We start from the raw sequence: 17,681 nt of genomic DNA on the forward strand, positions 1-17,681 counted from the left end.
GGTAGCGGCGCGCCCTCGTGGCGTCGGTGCTCACTGCTGGGGAGCGGGAGGCTCGCCTGTGGTTGTCGCGGGCGGTGCGTACGGTGCAGCCGGCGGTGCGGGCGGCGCCTGCTGGACCGGCGGAGCGGCGGGCGGAGGCACCGGCGCACCGGGGTGCTGTCCGGCCTCCGTGCTCGGGTCGAACGGACGACCAGACCGCTGGCCTGCGGTCGTCGCGTCCGCGGTGGCCTCCTGGACCTGGCGGCGAGCCTCGGCGAGCGCCTCGGCCGGATCGACCAGCCCGGCGCTCTGGAAGCGCGGGCGGGCGCGCCGCGGCTCGCTCGCAGCCGGGGCGGGTGCGCTCGGCGTCTCGCCGCCCAGCCCGGCGACGACAGCGCCGAGGGCAGAGGTGAACTCGGTCGGGACGAGCCACATCTTGCTCGACGACCCGTTCGCGATCTGCGGGAGCGTCTGGAGGTACTGGTACGCGAGCAGCTTCGGGTCGGCGTCGCCCTCGTGGATCGCGTCGAAGACCTGGAGGATCGCGCGGGACTCACCCTCGGCCTCGAGGATCTTGGCCTGGGCCGACCCTTCGGCGCGGAGGATCGCGGCCTGCTTCTCACCCTCGGCCGTGAGGATCTGCGACTGCTTGATGCCCTCCGCCTGGAGGATCGCCGCACGGCGGTCACGCTCAGCGCGCATCTGCTGCTCCATGGAGCCCTGGACGCTCGCGGGCGGGTCGATCGCCTTGAGCTCGACGCGGTTGACACGGATGCCCCAGCGACCGGTCGCCTCGTCGAGGACGCCGCGGAGCTGGCCGTTGATCTGGTCGCGGCTCGTGAGCGTCTGCTCGAGGTCCATCGAACCGATGACGTTGCGCAGCGTCGTGACGGTCAGCTGCTCGATACCGACGATGTAGTTGGCGATCTCGTAGACGGCCGACTTGGGGTCGGTCACCTGGAAGTAGATGACGGTGTCGATGCTCACGACCAGGTTGTCGGACGTGATCACGGGCTGCGGGGGGAACGACACGACCTGCTCGCGCAGGTCGACCTGAGCGCGCACGCGGTCGACGAACGGGATGAGCAGGTGCAGGCCTGCCTCGAACGTTCGGTTGTAGCGACCGAGACGCTCGACGAGCCACGCCTGCGTCTGCGGCACGATCCGCACGCTCTTGCCGATGACGATCAGCACGAAGATCGCGACGATGATCAGCAAGACGTAGACGAATGAGAGGTCTTCACCCATAGAAGTTCAGCTCCTGGTGTTCCGGGCTTGCAGAGGTTAGAGGGTCAGGCACCTGCGGACTGCTGCTGCTCCACGACGGCGGTCGCACCGTCGATGCGGCTCACGCGCACCTCGGCACCCACAGGGATCACGACGTCGTCGTCGACGCGCGCGCTCCAGACCTCGCCCCGGAGCTTGACGAGGCCCGAGGTTCCTGTGACCTCCTGGACGACGACCGCCTCCCGGCCCACGTTCGCGGCCGCGTTGGTCTCGACGAGCGGCTCTCCCCGGGCCCGGAGGTTCTTCAGGAGGAAGGGGCGCAGCGCGACGAGGAGGACGGCCGAGACGACAGCGAACGCCACGACCTGCCACGGCAGGTCGAGCCCGGCGGCGGAGACGATGCCCGCCGCGAGCGTGCCGCCGGCGAACATGAACAGCACGAGGTCGAGCGTCAGTGCCTCGATCGCGACGAGCGCGAACATGATGATGAGCCACCAGTACCAGTCCATGGTCTCCCTCCCCCTCTCAGGACTGCCGCGACGTCGCGGCGGCTGCACAGCGGTGCTTTACTGAGACTTTACCGTAACGGCGCCTCGGGCGACACCGCTGGGGGGCGTGGCACGCCCGCGCGGGGCGTGCGTCAGCGCAGGCCGCGGGCGGTGTACCGGCCCTCGCGGGACTCGACGACGAGCGGCAGGCCGAACGCTTCCGAGAGGTTCTCGCTCGTGAGCACCTGGGCGAGCGGGCCGGCCATGAAAGCCTGACCGCCGCGCAGCAGCAGCGCGTGCGTGAAGTTCGGCGGGATCTCCTCGACGTGGTGCGTGACGAGCACCATCACGGGCGACCGTCGGTCCCCCGCAAGCTCCGCGAGCGCGGCGACGAGCTCTTCTCGGCCGCCCAGGTCGAGGCCCGCCGCCGGCTCGTCGAGGAGCAGCAGCTCAGGGTCGGTCATGAGGGCGCGGGCGATCTGGACGCGCTTGCGCTCGCCCTCGGACAGCGTGCCGAAGGTGCGGTGGGCGAGCTCCCCCATCCCGAAGAGCCGCAGGAGGTCGTCGGCGCGGCCGAGGTCGAAGTCCTCGTACTGCTCGCGCCACCGTCCCGTCATGCCGTACGCCGCGGTGAGGACGACGTCGCGGACCGTCTCGGAACCGAGGATGTGCTCAGCGAGCGCGGCGCTCGACAGGCCGATGCGCGGGCGCAGCTCCTGGAGGTCGGTGCGGCCGAGCCTCTCGCCGAGGAGGTCCGCGGTGCCGGACGTCGGGTGCATGCGCCCGGCGGCGATCGACAGCAGCGTCGTCTTGCCTGCTCCGTTACGACCGAGGACGACCCATCGGTCCTGGTCCTGGACGGTCCAGGTGACCTTGTCGAGGATCGTGGTGGTGGAGCGGCGGACGGTGACGTCGTGCAGGGCGAGAACCTCGGTCATGGTCACCGAGCCTATCCGCTGAGGCTTCAGACCGGGGTAGGTTTGACACGTGACCGGGACCTCATCTGTCGCGCTGCCACGGTCGGTGCGGCTCGCGCTGTGGCTCACCGCAGCGTCCCGTCGTGGCGGTCCGGGAGCCCCCTCCGACCACGCAGAACGGGTCGCTGCGGCGGTGCGGGGCGACGACGAGCCGCATGACCTCTACGTCCCCGGGGACGACGTGCCCGAGTCGGGGCCAGCTGCCTTCCTCGCGTCCGACGGCTCGGCCTTCCGCAGGACTGTGGAGGGGTGGATCGCGCAGGGCTGCGCCGCCGTCGCGCTCCTGCCGCCCCCGGGCGACACGGACGGCCTGCCCGCGATGGTTCCCGACCGGGCCGTCGGGGCGGGCGAGTGCGTCCTGCTGACGTGCGGCACGCACCACGCCGTCGCAGTGCCTGACGTCGTCGAGTTCGGGTCGGTCTGGGAGCGCGGTCACTGCGTGACGTGGCACGTGACGGAGACGGGGCCGTGGGCGCACCGGTTCTTCGACGCGGTGGGGACGCTCGCGGACGCCGAGAACGCGATGAGGCACGCGGTCATCCAGGCGACCGGTGCGCTCGTCGACCTCGACGTCGCCAGCTGGCGCGAGGATGCGGCGCGGGAGATCGACCACCTGCGCTCGGGGCTCGTCCCTGCGTGGGACCTGCCCGAGGACGTGCCGCAGCGCAACGTCACGGTCCTCACGATGGCGGCTCGCCTCCGCGCGATCGTCGCCCTCGCGACTCAGAACGACGGCGGGGCGACGAACCTCTGGCAGGCGGACCAGCGCACGACGGCGCTGCGCGAGGTCGAGCGCGCGGCGCGCCGAGCGCTGTCGGCGGCGACGTTCCTCCCGGCCGACGACGTCGACGTCACGCACCTGTGACCCGGCGTGGCCGTGCGCCGCGCGCACGCCTGGCCGGACGGTCGGGTTTTCCCCCGCCGCAGCGGGTGTCCTCCGGCTGCCGGACGAGGTGGGACGCGCACGACGATGGGTGGACCCGAGCCAGGAGGACACCATGACCACCCCCGCCGTCAACCGCCCCGAACGCATTCCCGCGTGGCGGGCTCTCGCGCACCGGCAGTCGTGGCGCCACTTCGCGTACGTCAACGTCGCGATGCTGCTCGCGCCGTTCGCCTTCACGTGGACCGTGACGACCGTGTCCTTGATCGGTGGTCTGCTCGTGACCGTCGTGGGCTTGTTCGTCCCGGGGGCGATGGTCGTGGCCGGGCGCGGGTGGGGTGCGATGTACCGCGGCCTCGCACGCGGGTTGCTCGGGGCCGACGTCGCGGCGCCGCCGCGCCGTCGTCGACGCACGAGCGTGAGCGGCAGCCTGTGGGCGATGCTCACGGACGCTCCCGGGTGGCGCGCCCTGCTGTTCGGCGCCGTGTCGCTGCCGGTCGCGATCGTGAGCTTCACCGTGTCCTGGACGTTCCTGGCCCTCGGGGTGGGCGGCGTCACCCACTGGGCCTGGTCCTGGTCGTTGCCCACCCAGGTCGGGTGGGACGGGCAGATGCACCGCGGGGCTCAGATCAACGGCGGCTGGTTCTTCGACACGCCGGGCCGTCAGCTGCTCCTCGTCGCGATCGGGGCGGTGTCGCTGCTCGTCTGGGTCGTGGTCAACCGTGCCGCTGCGGACGTGTGGCGGTGGCTCACGGCGAGCATGCTCGCGCCGACCGCGACCGAGCTGCGTGTCGCGGCGCTCGAGGAGTCGCGCAGCAGGACGGTCGAGGACGCGGACGCGCGACTGCGTCGCATCGAGCGCGAGCTGCACGACGGCACCCAGGCGCGGCTCGTCGCGGTCGCGATGCAGCTCGGCGAGGCGAAGGAGCTCCTGGGCACGGCGCCGGCCGAGGCGTCGGACCTGCTCGAGACCGCGCACGCGTCCACCAAGGAGACGCTCGCGGAGCTGCGCGAGATCGCCCGGACCATCCGGCCGCCCGCGCTCGAGGCGGGGCTGGAGGTCGCGCTCGAGACGCTCGCCGCACGGTCGGCGATCCCGGTGCGGCTCCACGCGACCCGCTCCGACGGCGCGACGCACGCCTCCCCTGCGGCGGAGACGATCGTCTACTTCGGCGTCGCGGAGCTCATCACGAACGCGACCAAGCACGCGGACGCGACGCGGGTCGACGTCGAGCTCGTGCAGCGTCCCGGGGCGCTGCACGTCACGGTGCGCGACGACGGCCGCGGCGGCGCCGTCGTCGTCCCGCCGGCTGCGGGACCCGGCTGGTCGGGCACCGGGCTCGCGGGGCTCGCCGAGCGTGTCCGCTCCGTCGACGGCACGCTGACCATCGACAGCCCGCACGGAGGGCCTACGGTGGTCACCGTCACCGTTCCTGTCCAGGCCGGATGACATATCGACCTGCATGCAAGGAGAGCACGTGCGCCTGATCGTCGCGGAGGACTCTGCGATCCTGCGGGACGGGCTCGTCGCCCTCCTCGCCCGTCGCGGGCACGACGTCGTCGAAGCCGTCGGGGACGCGGCAGCGCTCGAGGCGCACGTCGCCCACCTGGCCCGCACGGGCGACCTGCCCGACGTCGTCGTCACCGACGTGCGGATGCCGCCGACGTTCACGGACGAGGGACTGCGCGCTGCCGTCGCCCTGCGTGCGGCGCACCCGGACCTCGGCGTCCTCGTCTTCTCGCAGCACGTGGAAACGCGCTATGCGTCGGACCTCCTCGCGTCGGGCGCGCAGGGGGTTGGCTACCTTCTCAAGGACCGGGTGGCGGACGTCGGCGAGTTCATGGCGGCGCTCGAGCAGGTCGCGCAGGGCCGCACGGTCCTCGACCCTGAGGTCGTCAGCCAGCTCATGGGCGCGTCGCGCCGCGACCAGAGCCTGACGGCGCTGAGCCCGCGTGAGCGCGAGGTCCTCGGCCTCATGGCGCAGGGCCGGTCCAACGCGGCGATCGCCTCGTCGCTCTTCCTGTCGGCGGGTGCGGTCGAGAAGAACGTGACGTCGATCTTCGAGCGGCTCGGCCTCCCGCAGGACTCCGCCGACAACCGGCGGGTGCTCGCGGTGCTGCGATACCTCGGGGTGTGACGCCGTCGCGCCCTGTGCCGGGACTACCGGTGAGCGCTCAGACCGCGAGGACCGAGCGGTAGATGTCCATCGTCCGCTCGCCGATCGCCTCCCACGCAAAGTGCTCCTCGACGCGGCGACGTGACGCCGCGCCCATCGCGGCGGCCCGCTCAGGGTCTGCGACGACGGCCGCGAGCGCGGCAGCGAGGTCCGCGACGAACCGGTCTGGGTCGACCGGCTCGCCCGTCCCGTCCTGCGCCTGCTCGATCGGGACGAGGAGGCCGGTCTCGCCGTCGACGATGACCTCGGGGATGCCTCCAGTCGCCGAGCCGACGACGGGCAGGCCCACGGCCATCGCCTCGAGGTTGACGATCCCGAGGGGCTCGTAGATCGAGGGGCACACGAACACGGTCGAGGCCGCGAGGACAGCGATCAGCACGTCGCGCGGCAGCATCTCCTCGATCCACACGACACCCGAGCGGTTCGCTGACAGGCGGGCCACGGCCTCCCCGACCTCGGTCGCGATCTCCGGGGTGTCGGGCGAGCCCGCGCAGAGGATCACCTGCACGTCAGCGGGGAGGCTCTCCACCGCGCGGAGCAGGTACGGCAGGCCCTTCTGCCTGGTGATCCGACCGACGAACACGACCGCGGGACGGCCCGGGTCGATGCCGAGACCCCGCACGGCGTCCTGCGCGACCTGGGCCGCGGCGCCCTCAGGGCGCCGCCACCGCGCGAGGTCGATGCCGTTGTGCACGACGTGCACGCGCGCGGGGTCGACGTCGGGGTACGCCCGCAGGATGTCCTCGCGCATGCCGCCGCTCACGGCGATGATCGCGGCCGCACCTTCGTAGGCGGTGCGCTCCGCCCAGCTCGACAGGGCGTAGCCACCGCCGAGCTGCTCGGCCTTCCAGGGGCGCAACGGCTCGAGGGAGTGCGCGGACACGACGTGCGGGATGCCGTTCAGCAGGCCGGCGAGGTGCCCGGCGAGGTTCGCATACCAGGTGTGCGAGTGCACGATGTCGGCGCCCGCGACGTCCGCCGCCATCGCGAGGTCGACGCCGAACGTGCTCAACGCGGGGTTGGCGGCGGCGAGCTCGTCAGGTGCGACGTACCCCGTGACGCCGGGGTGCTCGGTCTGGTCGCGCGGACCGTCGAAGCACCGCACGCGCACGTCGGCGTGCGCGCGCAGGACGCCAGACAGCTCGGCGACGTGGACCCCCGCTCCTCCGTAGACGTAGGGAGGGAACTCGCGGGTCAGGAGGTCGATTCTCACAGGCGACACGGTAGCGCGTGCGCGCACGCCGACGCTCTGACCGCTCGCTGCGACACGACACGAGAAACGGGCCGCACACCTGTGCGCAAGGCCACACCGGCCACTAGTGTCGAGGCATGGCAGCTCCCCGGGTCCTGGCAATCGTCCTCGCAGGTGGCGAAGGCAAGCGGCTGATGCCGCTGACGGCAGACCGGGCCAAGCCCGGCGTCCCCTTCGGCGGGATCTACCGCCTGATCGACTTCGCGCTGTCGAACCTCGTGAACTCCCACTACCTGCAGATCGTCGTGCTGACGCAGTACAAGTCGCACTCGCTCGACAGGCACATCACGAAGACCTGGCGCATGTCGCACCTCTTGGGCAACTTCGTCGCCTCGGTGCCCGCGCAGCAGCGGGTCGGCAAGCACTGGTACCTCGGCAGCGCCGACGCGATCTACCAGTGCCTCAACATCATCTCGGACGAGCGGCCCGACATCGTGATCGTCGTCGGTGCGGACCACGTGTACCGCATGGACTTCAAGCAGATGGTCGACGCGCACATCGAGTCCGGAGCCCAGCTCACGGTCGCGGGGATCCGGCAGCCGATCGCGCTCGCGGACCAGTTCGGGGTCATCGACACCGACCCCGCGGACGCCACGAAGATCCGCGCCTTCCTCGAGAAGCCGACGGACCCGGTCGGCCTGCCCGACTCCCCCGGCGAGGTGCTCGCCTCGATGGGCAACTACGTCTTCGACGCGGACGCGCTCGTCGAGGCCGTGACGCAGGACGCTGCGAGCCTGACGAGCCGCCACGACATGGGTGGCGACATCGTCCCGATGTTCGTCGAGCGGGGCACTGCCGCCGTCTACGACTTCATCCGCAACGACGTGCCGGGATCGACGGACCGCGACCGCGACTACTGGCGCGACGTCGGGACGCTCGACTCGTACTACGAGGCGAACCGGGACCTCATGGCGGTCCAGCCGGTGTTCAACCTGTACAACACGCTGTGGCCGCTCTACACGGGTTACGTGGGCCTGCCGCCCGCGAAGTTCGTCCACGCGAGCGGCGGGAGGGTCGGTCATGCGGTCGACTCGCTCGTGTCGCCGGGCGTGATCGTGTCGGGCGGCGAGGCGGCCGGCTCGGTGCTCTCCCCGGGCGTGTTCCTCCACTCGTGGTCGTCGGTCGCGGACTCCGTCCTCATGGACAACGTCGAGGTGCAACGGCACGCGCAGATCAACCGGTGCATCATCGACAAGAACTGTGTGATCGCGGAGAACGTCCGCGTCGGCTTCGACCCCGAGGCGGACCGTGCTCGCGGCCTGACGGTCACGGAGAGCGGGCTGACGGTCATCCCGAAGGGAACGGTCGTCCGGGACGCGTGAAGCGTCCGGGTCGCGGGCACCGACGCGCGTGCGCGGGGCTGGTCCCTATCGTGAGCCTGTGACTGCGACCGAGCCCGCCCGCACCGACCGCCACCTCCTCGTGATGGACGTCGACTCGACGTTCATCACCGCCGAGGTGATCGAGCTCCTCGCCGAGCGCGCCGGCCGCAAGGACGAGGTCGCGGCCGTCACGGAGGCAGCCATGCGCGGCGAGCTGGACTTTGCGGCCTCGCTCGAGCGCCGCGTCGCCACGCTCGCGGGCCTGCCCGTCTCCGTGTTCGACGACGTCCTCGCCGAGGTCCGTCTGACGCCCGGCGCGGTCGAGCTTCTCGACGTCGCGCGCAGCCGCGGCTGGGCCGTGGGCCTCGTGTCGGGGGGCTTCGAGGAGGTCGTCGCACCGCTCGCGGCTCGCCACGGCATCACCCGCTTCCGCGCGAACCGCCTCGAGGTGCGGGAGGGGGCGCTGACCGGCCGGACGACCGGGCCCGTGATCGACCGCGCGGCCAAGGAGCGCACGCTGCGCGAGTTCGCCGAGCTGGAGGGCGTCCCGATGTCACGCACGGTGGCGATCGGCGACGGGGCGAACGACCTCGACATGATCGGCGCCGCGGGCATCGGGATCGCGTTCCAGGCGAAGCCCGTCGTCGAGGCGGTCGCTCCGTACGCCGTCCCCGGGCCTCGGCTCGACGCCGCGGTCGCGGTGATCGACGCGGCGATCGCCGCTCGCTGACGCGAGGGACGCAGACGCGCCCTGACACGACGAGGCCCACCCCGTCAGGGGTGGGCCTCGTCGTCTGTCGTGCTCAGACCTCGGGACGGAACACTCCGGTCAGCTGGGCGACGTCGTTGCCCCACTGCTCCCACGGCACGTCTGCCGTCAGGACGCTGAACGCCGCAGTCGGGACGCCGGCACGGACCTGAGCGAGCGCACCCTGGTCGGAGCCGGGGGCTGCGAGCGCCCCCGCGAGCCCCGACACCGCGGGCTCGTGCCCGACGAGGAGCACGGTCCGCACGCGCGCATCGATGCCTCGCACTGCTGCGAGCAGGCCCGACGGCGACGCGGCATAGAGCTCGTCCCGCATCTCGACCTGCGGCTCGGCCTGCTTCAGAGCGGCCTTCGCGAGCTCCCACGTCTGGCGGGTGCGCAACGCTGTCGAGCAGAGCACGACCTCCGGGAGGAGGCCCCCCTCGGCGAGGTGCTTGCCGAGGCGGGTCGCCTGCTTGCGGCCCTGGAGGGCCAACGGACGAAGCTCGTCTGCGGCGCCGTCGGCCGGCTCGGCCTTCGCGTGTCGCAGGACGACCAGGGTGCGTTCAGTTCCGGGCATGGCCCTAGAGTCTCACAAGCCCATCGCGTGGACTCCCCCGTCCACGTGCACGATCTCGCCGGTCGTCGCCGGGAACCAGTCGGACAGCAGCGCCGCGACCGCACGCGCCGTGGGCTCGGGGTCGGTCTGGTCCCAGCCGAGCGGGGCGCGCTCGGGCCAGCCGCCCTCCATCTTCTCGAAGCCCGGGATGGACTTGGCCGCGGTCGTACGGATCGGGCCCGCGGAGACGAGGTTGACGCGGATGCCCTCCGGTCCGAGGTCGCGCGCGAGGTAGCGCGACGTCGACTCGAACGCCGCCTTGGCGACGCCCATCCAGTCGTAAACGGGCCATGCGAAGCTCGCGTCGAACGTCAGGCCGACGATCGAGCCGCCCTGCGACATGAGCGGCTTCGCCGCGACCGCGAGGGACTTGAGCGAGAACGCGGACACCTCGAGCGCGGTCGCGACGTCAGCCCACTGGCCCGACAGGAAGTTGCCGCCCATGACGGACTGCGGCGCGAAGCCGATCGAGTGGACGACGCCGTCGAGACGGTCGACGTGCTCGGAGACGCGGCCGACGAGCGCCTCGAGGTCGCCCTCGTCGGTGACGTCGAGCTCGATGACGGGCGCGGGGGCGGGCAGGCGCTTCGCGATCGCCTGCGTAAGGCGCAGCTGGCGGCCGAACGACGTCAGGACGACCTCGGCTCCCTCCTGCTGGGCGAGGCGGGCGACGTGGAAGGCGATCGAGTGGTCGGTGAGCACCCCGGTGACGAGGAGCTTCTTGCCGTCGAGAAGAGCCATGCGTGGTCCTTTCTTCGTCGCGGTCCGTGCGTGCGCGGGCCGCGGGAGGTCTGTTGCTGGTGCGTGCCTGTCAGTGGCCCATGCCGAGGCCGCCGTCGACGGGGATCACGGCCCCGGTGACGTAGGCGGCGTCGGGCGAGGCGAGGAACTGGACGACGCCGGCGACCTCGTCGGGCGACGCGAAGCGCCCGGCGGGGATCGTGGCGCGGTACTGCTTCTGCCGCTCCTCGGGGAGCTCGGCGGTCATCGCGGTCTCGATGAAGCCGGGGGCGACGACGTTCGCGGTGATGCCGCGCCCACCGAGCTCACGGGTGATCGAACGAGCCATGCCGACGAGCGCGGCCTTCGAGGACGAGTAGTTCACCTGGCCCGGGCCGCCGTACAGGCCGACGACCGAGGAGATGAGGACGATCCGCCCGCGGCGCATGCGGATCATGCCCTTCGACGCACGCCGCACGCAGCGGAACGTGCCGGTGAGGTTGACGTCGAGGACCGTCTCGAACTCCTCGTCGGTCATCCGCATGAGGAGCTGGTCCTTCGTGACGCCCGCGTTCGCGACGAGGACCTCGACCGGTCCGAGCTCGGCCTCGACCTTGTCGAACGCCGCGTCGACCGACGCCGTGTCGGTCACGTCGCCGACCACGCCGAGCACGCCGTCGGGCAGGTCGCCGCTGCGGTAGATCGTCGCGACGCGGTCGCCGTTCGCGACGAAGCGCTCGGCGATCGCGCGGCCGATCCCGCGGTTGGCTCCGGTCACCAGAACGGTGCGCGGCTCGGTCACATGTCCTCCAGGTCGTCGTGCTCGGGGCAGGCGTGGTGCGCCCGCGTCCTCCCGACGCTACCCGGGGCGCGCCGTGAGGCCTGTGAACGGCGCACGCACGGATGCCACGCACCTCTTGTGGACTTCCCACAAAGATCACATCGCGCGCAACCGAAGCGTCGCGGAGCCGCGCCTAGACTCTTGAGGTGATGACTCGAGGCGCGGGACGGCAGCGGCGACGCTCCGACGACGTCCCCGTGCAGCGCGTGTCCGACGCGCCCCTGTCGCTCGAGGAGGACCAGCGGCGGCGCATGCGCGCGTACCTGATCCAGATGGCGATCCGGCTCGTGTGCATCTTCCTCGCGATCTTCGTGCCCGGGATGCTGCGCTGGGTGTTCGTCGCGGGCGCCGTCGTCCTGCCGTACACGGCCGTCCTCTTCGTCAACGCAGGCCGCGACCGCCGCACCATGGCGACGCTGATCGACACGCGTGCGCTCCCGGCGCGTCCCACCCCTGAGCCTGAGGGTCCTGGTTCGCCGGGCGCGGGACGGACCTGGGACGATGGGGAAGACCCATCGGACGGCCACCGACCCAGGAGCGCACATTGACCACGCCCGACCCCGACCCCGTCGACCGCGAGCTCGTGTGCAGCGGCAAGGGCTGCCGCGCCGACGCCGTGTGGGCCGTGCTGTGGAACAACCCGAAGATCCACGCACCCGAGCGGCGCAAGGTGTGGCTCGCGTGCGACGACCACCGTGACCACCTCGAGAACTTCCTCGACCTGCGGGGTTTTCGGAAGGGCACGATCCCGGTCGCGGAGCTCGAGCCGTGACAGCGTCCGCGCCCGATGCGCCCGAGCGCGCCCGCGCGCGGACGCGGCGCGAGTGGGTGGTCCTGTTCGTCGGCGTCGTCGTCGTCGCGCTCCTGTGCCTCGCAGCCGGGCGCTGGCAGTGGCACCGCTACGAGTCGAAGCGGGACGCCGTCGCGATCGTCACGGCCAACTACACCGCACCCGCCGTACCGCTCGCCGAGCTCCTCCCCGGGCCGGGCGCGACCGTGGCTGCGCCGCTCGTGTGGCGCACGGTCACCGTGACAGGCACGTACCTCGACGACGCGACGGTCCTGCTGCGCAACCGTCCCGTCGACTCGACGGCGGGCTTTCACGTGCTCACCCCGTTCCAGGCGCAGGACCCGGCGGTCACGGTCGTCGTCGACCGCGGCTTCATCCCGATCGGAGCGGACGCGTCCGCGCCCGACACCCTGCCCGCCCCGCCCTCCGGGACGGTCACGCTCACGGCTCGTCTGCGCGCCCAGGAGGCGCCGAGCGGGCGCGGCGCACCCGCCGGGCAGGTCCAGGCGATCAACAACGCGCAGGTGCTCGCCGCGGGCGGGCTGTCAGCCGACGACGTCGCGACGGTCGGCGGCTACCTCGCCCTCGTCTCCGAGTCCCCTGCTCCCGAGACGGCGCTGCGACCGTTGCAGGCACCCGACACGTCGCTCGGGTCGCACCTGTCGTACGCGTTCCAGTGGTGCGTGTTCGCGGCCGGGGCGATCGGCGGGTTCTTCGTGCTGCTGCGCCGCGAGCGCCGTGAGGCGGACGAGCGAGCGGGCCTCTCCACGAGCGTGACGGACCTGCCCGCGGGCACCGCCCCCGACGTCGTGGCGTGGGTGTCAGGGCGACGTCCCGGGGCGACCGACCGCCGTCCTCGTCGCGTGAGCGACGAGGACGCCGAGGACGCCGAGATCGACGCCGCGCACGACGGTCAGGCGAGCGACACCAGCTCGGCGTAGCTGTCGTTCCAGAGGTCCTCGTCGCCGTCGGGCAGCAGGAGGACACGCTCGGGCGTGAGCGCCTCGACCGCGCCCTCGTCGTGCGTGACCATGACGACCGCACCCTCGTACGTGCTGAGCGCGCCGAGGATCTCCTCGCGGCTCGCAGGGTCGAGGTTGTTGGTCGGCTCGTCGAGGAGGAGGACGTTGGCCGACGACACGACGAGCGTCGCGAGCGCGAGGCGCGTCTTCTCCCCGCCGGACAGCACCTTCGTCGGCTTGTCGGCGTCGTCGCCCGAGAAGAGGAACGAGCCGAGCACCGAACGCACCTCGGTGTCCGTGAGGTCCGGGGCAGCGTGGCGGAGGTTCTCGACGACGGTCATCGACATGTCGAGCGTGTCGTGCTCCTGGGCGTAGTAGCCGATCTTCAGACCGTGCCCCGGGACGACGGCTCCCGTGTCCGGCTGCTCGACCCCCGCGAGGATGCGCAGCATCGTCGTCTTGCCCGCGCCGTTGAGACCCAGGATCACGACGCGTGAGCCACGATCGATCGCCAGGTCGACACCCGTGAACACCTCGAGCGACCCGTACGCCTTCGTCAGGCCTTCCGCGGTGAGCGGGGTGCGGCCGCACGGCGCAGGCTTCGGGAAGCGCAGCTTTGCGACCCTGTCGCTCACGCGCTCGCCCTCGAGTCCCTCGAGCAGCTTCTCGGCGCGACGCAGCATGTTCTGCGCCGCGACCGCCTTCGTCGCCTTGGCGCGCATCTTCTCGCCCTGAGCCGTGAGGGTCGCCGCCTTCTTCTCGGCGTTCGCGCGCTCACGACGGCGACGCTTCTCGTCGGTCTCACGCTGCTTGACGTAGGCGTCGTAGCCGAGGTTGTACTGGTCGATCGTGGAGCGGGTCGCGTCGAGGAAGAAGACCTTCGTGCACACGACGCGGAGCAGCTCGACGTCGTGGGAGATGACGACGAGACCGCCCGAGTAGGTGCGCAGGTACTCGCGCAGCCACACGATCGAGTCGTGGTCGAGGTGGTTCGTGGGTTCGTCGAGCAGGAGGGTGTCGACGCCCGAGAAGAGGATCCGGGCGAGCTCGACACGGCGACGCTGACCACCGGAAAGAGTGCCGATCGGCTGCGAGAGCACCCGCTCGTCGAGGCCGAGGTTCACGGTGATGCGCTCGGCCTCGGACTCCGCGGCGTAGCCGCCCGCCGCGAGGAACCGCTCCTCGAGGCGCGGGTACCGCTCCATCGCTGCCGCAGCGGTCTCCGGCACGGCCGAGGCCATCTGTCCCTCGGCCTCACGCATGCCGCGCACGATCTCGCTGAGGCCGCGCGCGGACAGCACACGGTCCATCGCGAGCTGCTCCGGGTCGGCCGTCCGCGGGTCCTGCGCGAGGTAGCCGATCTCGCTCGACCGGGAGATCGTGCCGGCGGTCGGCTGGGTCTCGCCCGCAAGGGTCTTCGTCAGCGTCGTCTTGCCGGCACCGTTACGACCGACGAGCCCGATCCTGTCGCCTGCGGCCACACGGAAGGTCGTCGGTTCGAGAAGGAGGCGGGCTCCGACCCGGATCTCGACGCCCTGGGCAGTGATCACTGAGGTTTCCTCCATGCGGTGGTGGCCAGCCTTGGTCGGCGGCACAAACGCCCCCGAGTTTACCGGTGCCTACCGTTTCCCGACGACGTGATACCCGACTCATCGGAGGTCCCACCCATGCCCGGCAGCACCGTCGACCCCACTGACGCCACCGTGGCGAGCGCTCCCGGCGATGCCGCGCCGGTCCCGGACGCACCGCTCGCGCCACGGGCGCGGTCGGCACCGACCGAGATCGCGCTCGTCGCGACGTTCGCCGCGCTCCTGGCGGTCTGCTCCCTGCTCGCAGTGACGTTCGGCGCTGTTCCCGTCCCTGTGACCCTGCAGACGTTCGCGGTGCTGCTCGCCGGGGCGGTGCTCGGTCCGCGGCTCGGACCTCTTGCCGTCCTCCTGCACCTCGTGGTCGGGCTCGTCGGGCTGCCCGTGCTCGCAGGGGCGAAGGGTGGGCTCGCCGTCCTTGCCGGTCCGTCCGCCGGCTACCTCCTCGCGTTCCCCCTCGCGGCGTTCGCCACGGGCGCGATCGTCGCGGCCATGCGCCGCCGGGGCGTCGCGCTCGTCGCGGTGACGCTCCTCGCCGGGATCGTGGGCACCCTCGTGATCTACGCCGTCGGCGTCCCGGTGATGGCGTGGCGGGCGGGCATGTCGCTCGAGGCGGCCGTCGCGTTCAACAACATCTTCGTGCCGTTCGACCTCGCCAAGGTCGCGCTCGTCACGGTCACCGCCCCCGCGGTGCACCGCGCGTTCCCCGACCTGCTCCCGGCGCTGCGGCGCAGGCACGAGGCCGCATGAGCAGTCGCGGCCGCCTCACCGAGCCCGACGGCGCCGTCGAACCCGACGAGGCCATCGAGCTCGACGGGGCAGAGGTCCGCGTCGTCGATCGGTCGTCCCCCGGCGGCGTGCGCACGATCCTGCACCCCGTCTCGCTACGGCTGACCGAGCGGCGCGTCGCGGTGGTCGGGCCCAACGGCAGCGGGAAGTCGACGCTCGCTCGCCTGCTCAACGGTCTCGTGCTGCCGACCGCAGGGTCGGTCCGCGTGCACGGTCTCGACACCCGGCGCGACGGCGCCCGGGTGCGGTCCGTCGTCGGCTTCGTGTTCAGCGACCCGGACGCGCAGCTCGTCATGCCGACCCCGCTCGAGGACGTCCTGCTGTCCCTCCGCCGCCACGAGCGCGACGCCGTACGGCGTGCGGCGCGGGCACGGGACGTGCTCGCGCGGTTCGGCCTCGCCGACCGCGCCGACGTCTCCGTGCACGCCCTCTCCGGCGGCCAGAAGCAGCTCCTCGCCCTCGCGGGCGTGCTCGCGACCGAGCCGAGGATCCTCGTGTGCGACGAGCCGACGACGCTCCTCGACCTGCGCTGGACGGCGCACGTCGACGCGCTCCTCGCCGACCTGCCGCAGCAGGTCGTGCACGTCACGCACGACCTCGCGGCCGCAGCGACCGCGGACCGGCTGATCGTCGTCGAGGACGGCCGCGTCGTGCACGACGGCGATCCCGCGGCAGGGATCGCCGCCTACCGCGAGCGCATGCTCGCGTCCAGCCTGATCCCGCCGGGGCGCGAGTGAGCTGGCCGCGCCGCACCCGCCGACGAGGGGCACGCCCGCGCCCGCACGGGCTCACGGCCGGCGCGAGCATGCTCGGGCTGCACGTGCCGGGCGGCTCCGCCGTCCACCGCGCGCCCGCCGGCGTGAAGCTCGCCGCGCTCGCGGTCCTCGGGACGGTCCTCGCCGTCGTGCGCTCCGCTCCCCTGTCCGCGGGCGCGCTCGTTGCCGTCCTCCTCGTCACGGGTCTCGCACGCGTCGGCGTGAGCGTCCTGCTCCGACAGGCACGCGCTGTGCTGGTCATGCTCGTGGTCCTCGCCGCGGTGCAGGCGTGGAGCGCAGGCCTCGCGCCCGCGCTCGCGACGTCGCTCGGCCTCGCCGCGACCGTCCTCGCCGCAGCCCTGCTCACGGCGACGACCCGCGCGGACGCGCTGCTCGACATGCTCACGGCAGCGCTGCACCGCGCAGCCCGGCTCCCCGTCGTCGGGCGGCACGTCCGGCCCGAGAGCGTCGCTCTCGCCGTCGCGCTCATGCTCCGCGCTGTCCCCGCCGTCGCACAGGTCGAGCGGGAGTCGCGCGACGCCGCGATGGCGCGCGGCCTCGAGCGCTCCCCACGGGCGCGCCTCGTGCCGACCGTCGTGCGCACGGTCGCGATGGCGCACCGGACGGGCGAGGCGCTCGCCGCCCGTGGGACGAGCGACGACGCCTAGGGTCGCTTACCTTCAGATCATGACGTTCAACGACGACGCGCGTCTCGACACGAGCAGGGTCCGCCGCGCGGGAGGCACGAAGGGCATCGCGATCGGCGGAGGTGTCGGCGTCGTCGCGATCCTCCTCATCGGGCAGCTGTTCGGCATCGACCTGTCGGGCATCCTCGGCGGCAGCTCGACGCCGCAGAGCACCGCGACCGACGACGACCTCGCCCGCTGCTCGACCGGTGCGTCCGCGAACGAGGACGTCGAGTGCCGCGTCGTCGGCGCCGCGACCTCGCTCGAGGAGTTCTGGACGGGCGCGTACCCGTCGGTCGGAGACAACCGCTACGAGCCGACGAACGTCACGCTCTTCTCGGGCCAGGTCCAGACTTCCTGCGGCCAGGCGAGCTCCGCCGTCGGCCCGTTCTACTGCCCCGCAGACCAGCTGATCTACCTCGACACCGACTTCTACGACGCGCTCCGCGGCAGCCTCGGCGCGCAGGGCGGCAACCTCGCGCAGATGTACGTCGTCGCGCACGAGTGGGGCCACCACATCTCGAACCTCACCGGCACCATGTCCGCGATCGACCGCGACGGCACCGGACCTACGAGCGACTCCGTGCGCCTCGAGCTCCAGGCCGACTGCTACGCGGGCGCCTGGGTCGGCGGAGCGTCCCAGACGCGCGACGACTCCGGCACCGCGTTCCTCAAGGCCCCCACGACAGCCGAGATCGCCGACGCCCTCGACACCGCCGCAGCGATCGGGGACGACCGCATCCAGGGGCGCGCCGGCCAGGTGAGCCCCGAGACGTGGACGCACGGCTCCTCCGAGCAGCGCCAGACCTGGTTCACGAACGGCTACGAGCGCGGCGCGACGGCGTGCGACACGTTCGCCGCGGACGCGCTCTAGCCTTTCCTT

At 72.1% G+C, this 17,681-nt stretch carries 20 protein-coding genes; 12 read left to right on the plus strand and 8 right to left on the minus strand.

The features are described 5' to 3' along the window. Window positions 1-30 precede the first annotated feature (30 nt). From HF995_RS09480 to HF995_RS09490, 3 genes are all read right to left on the minus strand, one after another. Entirely contained in the window at window positions 31-1,227 is a 1,197-nt protein-coding gene (locus tag HF995_RS09480) for an SPFH domain-containing protein (RefSeq protein ID WP_168447514.1), read from the minus strand. 44 nt (window positions 1,228-1,271) lie between these two features. Further along, window positions 1,272-1,715 (minus strand): NfeD family protein, encoded by a 444-nt coding sequence (locus tag HF995_RS09485; RefSeq protein WP_168447515.1) that lies wholly within the window; start codon window positions 1,713-1,715, stop codon window positions 1,272-1,274. Window positions 1,716-1,846: 131 nt separating this feature from the next. Further along, window positions 1,847-2,632 (minus strand): ABC transporter ATP-binding protein, encoded by a 786-nt coding sequence (locus HF995_RS09490; RefSeq protein WP_168447516.1) that lies wholly within the window; start codon window positions 2,630-2,632, stop codon window positions 1,847-1,849. Window positions 2,633-2,681: 49 nt separating this feature from the next. Between HF995_RS09490 and HF995_RS09495 the strand changes: the two genes are divergently transcribed. The 3 genes from HF995_RS09495 (at window position 2,682) to HF995_RS09505 (ending at window position 5,692) form a co-directional block, all read left to right on the plus strand. After that, window positions 2,682-3,536, plus strand: a complete 855-nt coding sequence (locus tag HF995_RS09495; protein ID WP_168447517.1) for an Rv1486c family protein — start codon at window positions 2,682-2,684, stop codon at window positions 3,534-3,536. Window positions 3,537-3,669: 133 nt separating this feature from the next. Next, window positions 3,670-5,004 (plus strand): sensor histidine kinase, encoded by a 1,335-nt coding sequence (locus tag HF995_RS09500; RefSeq protein WP_168447518.1) that lies wholly within the window; start codon window positions 3,670-3,672, stop codon window positions 5,002-5,004. Window positions 5,005-5,032: 28 nt separating this feature from the next. Continuing rightward, a complete protein-coding gene (locus HF995_RS09505; protein ID WP_350308821.1) occupies window positions 5,033-5,692 on the plus strand; it encodes a response regulator in 660 nt (219 codons plus the stop codon). A 37-nt stretch (window positions 5,693-5,729) separates the two neighbouring features. On the opposite strand, the gene glgA is transcribed toward HF995_RS09505, so the two are convergent. After that, complete coding sequence (glgA, locus tag HF995_RS09510) at window positions 5,730-6,944, minus strand: glycogen synthase (protein ID WP_168447520.1); 1,215 nt, start codon at window positions 6,942-6,944, stop codon at window positions 5,730-5,732. Between the two features lie 116 nt (window positions 6,945-7,060). Between glgA and glgC the strand changes: the two genes are divergently transcribed. Beyond that, entirely contained in the window at window positions 7,061-8,305 is a 1,245-nt protein-coding gene (glgC, locus tag HF995_RS09515; protein ID WP_168447521.1) for a glucose-1-phosphate adenylyltransferase, read from the plus strand. 58 nt (window positions 8,306-8,363) lie between these two features. Then, entirely contained in the window at window positions 8,364-9,035 is a 672-nt protein-coding gene (gene serB / locus HF995_RS09520) for a phosphoserine phosphatase SerB (protein WP_350308822.1), read from the plus strand. Between the two features lie 73 nt (window positions 9,036-9,108). Here the strand turns inward: serB and HF995_RS09525 are convergent, their stop codons facing one another. The 3 genes from HF995_RS09525 to fabG form a co-directional block, all read right to left on the minus strand. After that, window positions 9,109-9,630, minus strand: a complete 522-nt coding sequence (locus tag HF995_RS09525) for a SixA phosphatase family protein (RefSeq protein WP_168447522.1) — start codon at window positions 9,628-9,630, stop codon at window positions 9,109-9,111. 12 nt (window positions 9,631-9,642) lie between these two features. Then, window positions 9,643-10,410: an enoyl-ACP reductase FabI gene (gene fabI / locus HF995_RS09530; protein ID WP_168447523.1), complete on the minus strand. Its 768-nt coding sequence runs from the start codon at window positions 10,408-10,410 to the stop codon at window positions 9,643-9,645. Between the two features lie 70 nt (window positions 10,411-10,480). Next, on the minus strand, window positions 10,481-11,167 hold the full coding sequence (gene fabG / locus HF995_RS09535) for a 3-oxoacyl-ACP reductase FabG (RefSeq protein WP_350308823.1): 687 nt from the start codon (window positions 11,165-11,167) through the stop codon (window positions 10,481-10,483). Between the two features lie 212 nt (window positions 11,168-11,379). Here fabG and HF995_RS09540 point away from each other — a divergent pair, with 212 nt between their 5' ends. The 3 genes from HF995_RS09540 to HF995_RS09550 are packed head-to-tail and all read left to right on the plus strand — an operon-like array spanning window position 11,380 to window position 12,961. After that, window positions 11,380-11,778 carry a DUF3099 domain-containing protein gene (locus HF995_RS09540; RefSeq protein WP_168447524.1) on the plus strand — a complete coding sequence of 133 codons (399 nt, stop codon included), beginning with the start codon at window positions 11,380-11,382 and terminating at the stop codon, window positions 11,776-11,778. Continuing rightward, window positions 11,775-12,002: a hypothetical protein gene (locus tag HF995_RS09545; protein ID WP_168447525.1), complete on the plus strand. Its 228-nt coding sequence runs from the start codon at window positions 11,775-11,777 to the stop codon at window positions 12,000-12,002. The genes HF995_RS09540 and HF995_RS09545 overlap by 4 nt, the downstream gene beginning before the upstream one ends. Continuing rightward, window positions 11,999-12,961 carry an SURF1 family cytochrome oxidase biogenesis protein gene (locus tag HF995_RS09550; RefSeq protein WP_168447526.1) on the plus strand — a complete coding sequence of 321 codons (963 nt, stop codon included), beginning with the start codon at window positions 11,999-12,001 and terminating at the stop codon, window positions 12,959-12,961. Before HF995_RS09545 ends, HF995_RS09550 begins: the two co-directional genes overlap by 4 nt. Here the strand turns inward: HF995_RS09550 and HF995_RS09555 are convergent. Next, window positions 12,934-14,532: an ABC-F family ATP-binding cassette domain-containing protein gene (locus HF995_RS09555; protein ID WP_168447527.1), complete on the minus strand. Its 1,599-nt coding sequence runs from the start codon at window positions 14,530-14,532 to the stop codon at window positions 12,934-12,936. The genes HF995_RS09550 and HF995_RS09555 overlap by 28 nt on opposite strands. Before the next feature lie 117 nt (window positions 14,533-14,649). On the opposite strand from HF995_RS09555, the gene HF995_RS09560 reads away from it, so the two are divergent. The 4 genes from HF995_RS09560 to ypfJ all read left to right on the plus strand — a co-directional run bounded on the left by HF995_RS09560 (window position 14,650) and on the right by ypfJ (window position 17,672). Further along, window positions 14,650-15,318 (plus strand): biotin transporter BioY, encoded by a 669-nt coding sequence (locus tag HF995_RS09560; RefSeq protein ID WP_168447528.1) that lies wholly within the window; start codon window positions 14,650-14,652, stop codon window positions 15,316-15,318. Then, window positions 15,315-16,094 carry an energy-coupling factor ABC transporter ATP-binding protein gene (locus HF995_RS09565; RefSeq protein ID WP_168447529.1) on the plus strand — a complete coding sequence of 260 codons (780 nt, stop codon included), beginning with the start codon at window positions 15,315-15,317 and terminating at the stop codon, window positions 16,092-16,094. The genes HF995_RS09560 and HF995_RS09565 overlap by 4 nt, the downstream gene beginning before the upstream one ends. Before the next feature lie 68 nt (window positions 16,095-16,162). Then, window positions 16,163-16,780, plus strand: coding sequence for an energy-coupling factor transporter transmembrane component T family protein (locus HF995_RS09570; protein ID WP_168447530.1), 618 nt, complete (start codon window positions 16,163-16,165; stop codon window positions 16,778-16,780). 19 nt (window positions 16,781-16,799) lie between these two features. After that, a complete protein-coding gene (gene ypfJ / locus HF995_RS09575) occupies window positions 16,800-17,672 on the plus strand; it encodes a KPN_02809 family neutral zinc metallopeptidase (RefSeq protein ID WP_168447531.1) in 873 nt (290 codons plus the stop codon). Window positions 17,673-17,681: the final 9 nt, after the last annotated feature.

The organism is Sanguibacter hominis ATCC BAA-789 (assembly GCF_012396185.1).
Lineage (GTDB): Bacteria > Actinomycetota > Actinomycetes > Actinomycetales > Cellulomonadaceae > Flavimobilis > Flavimobilis hominis.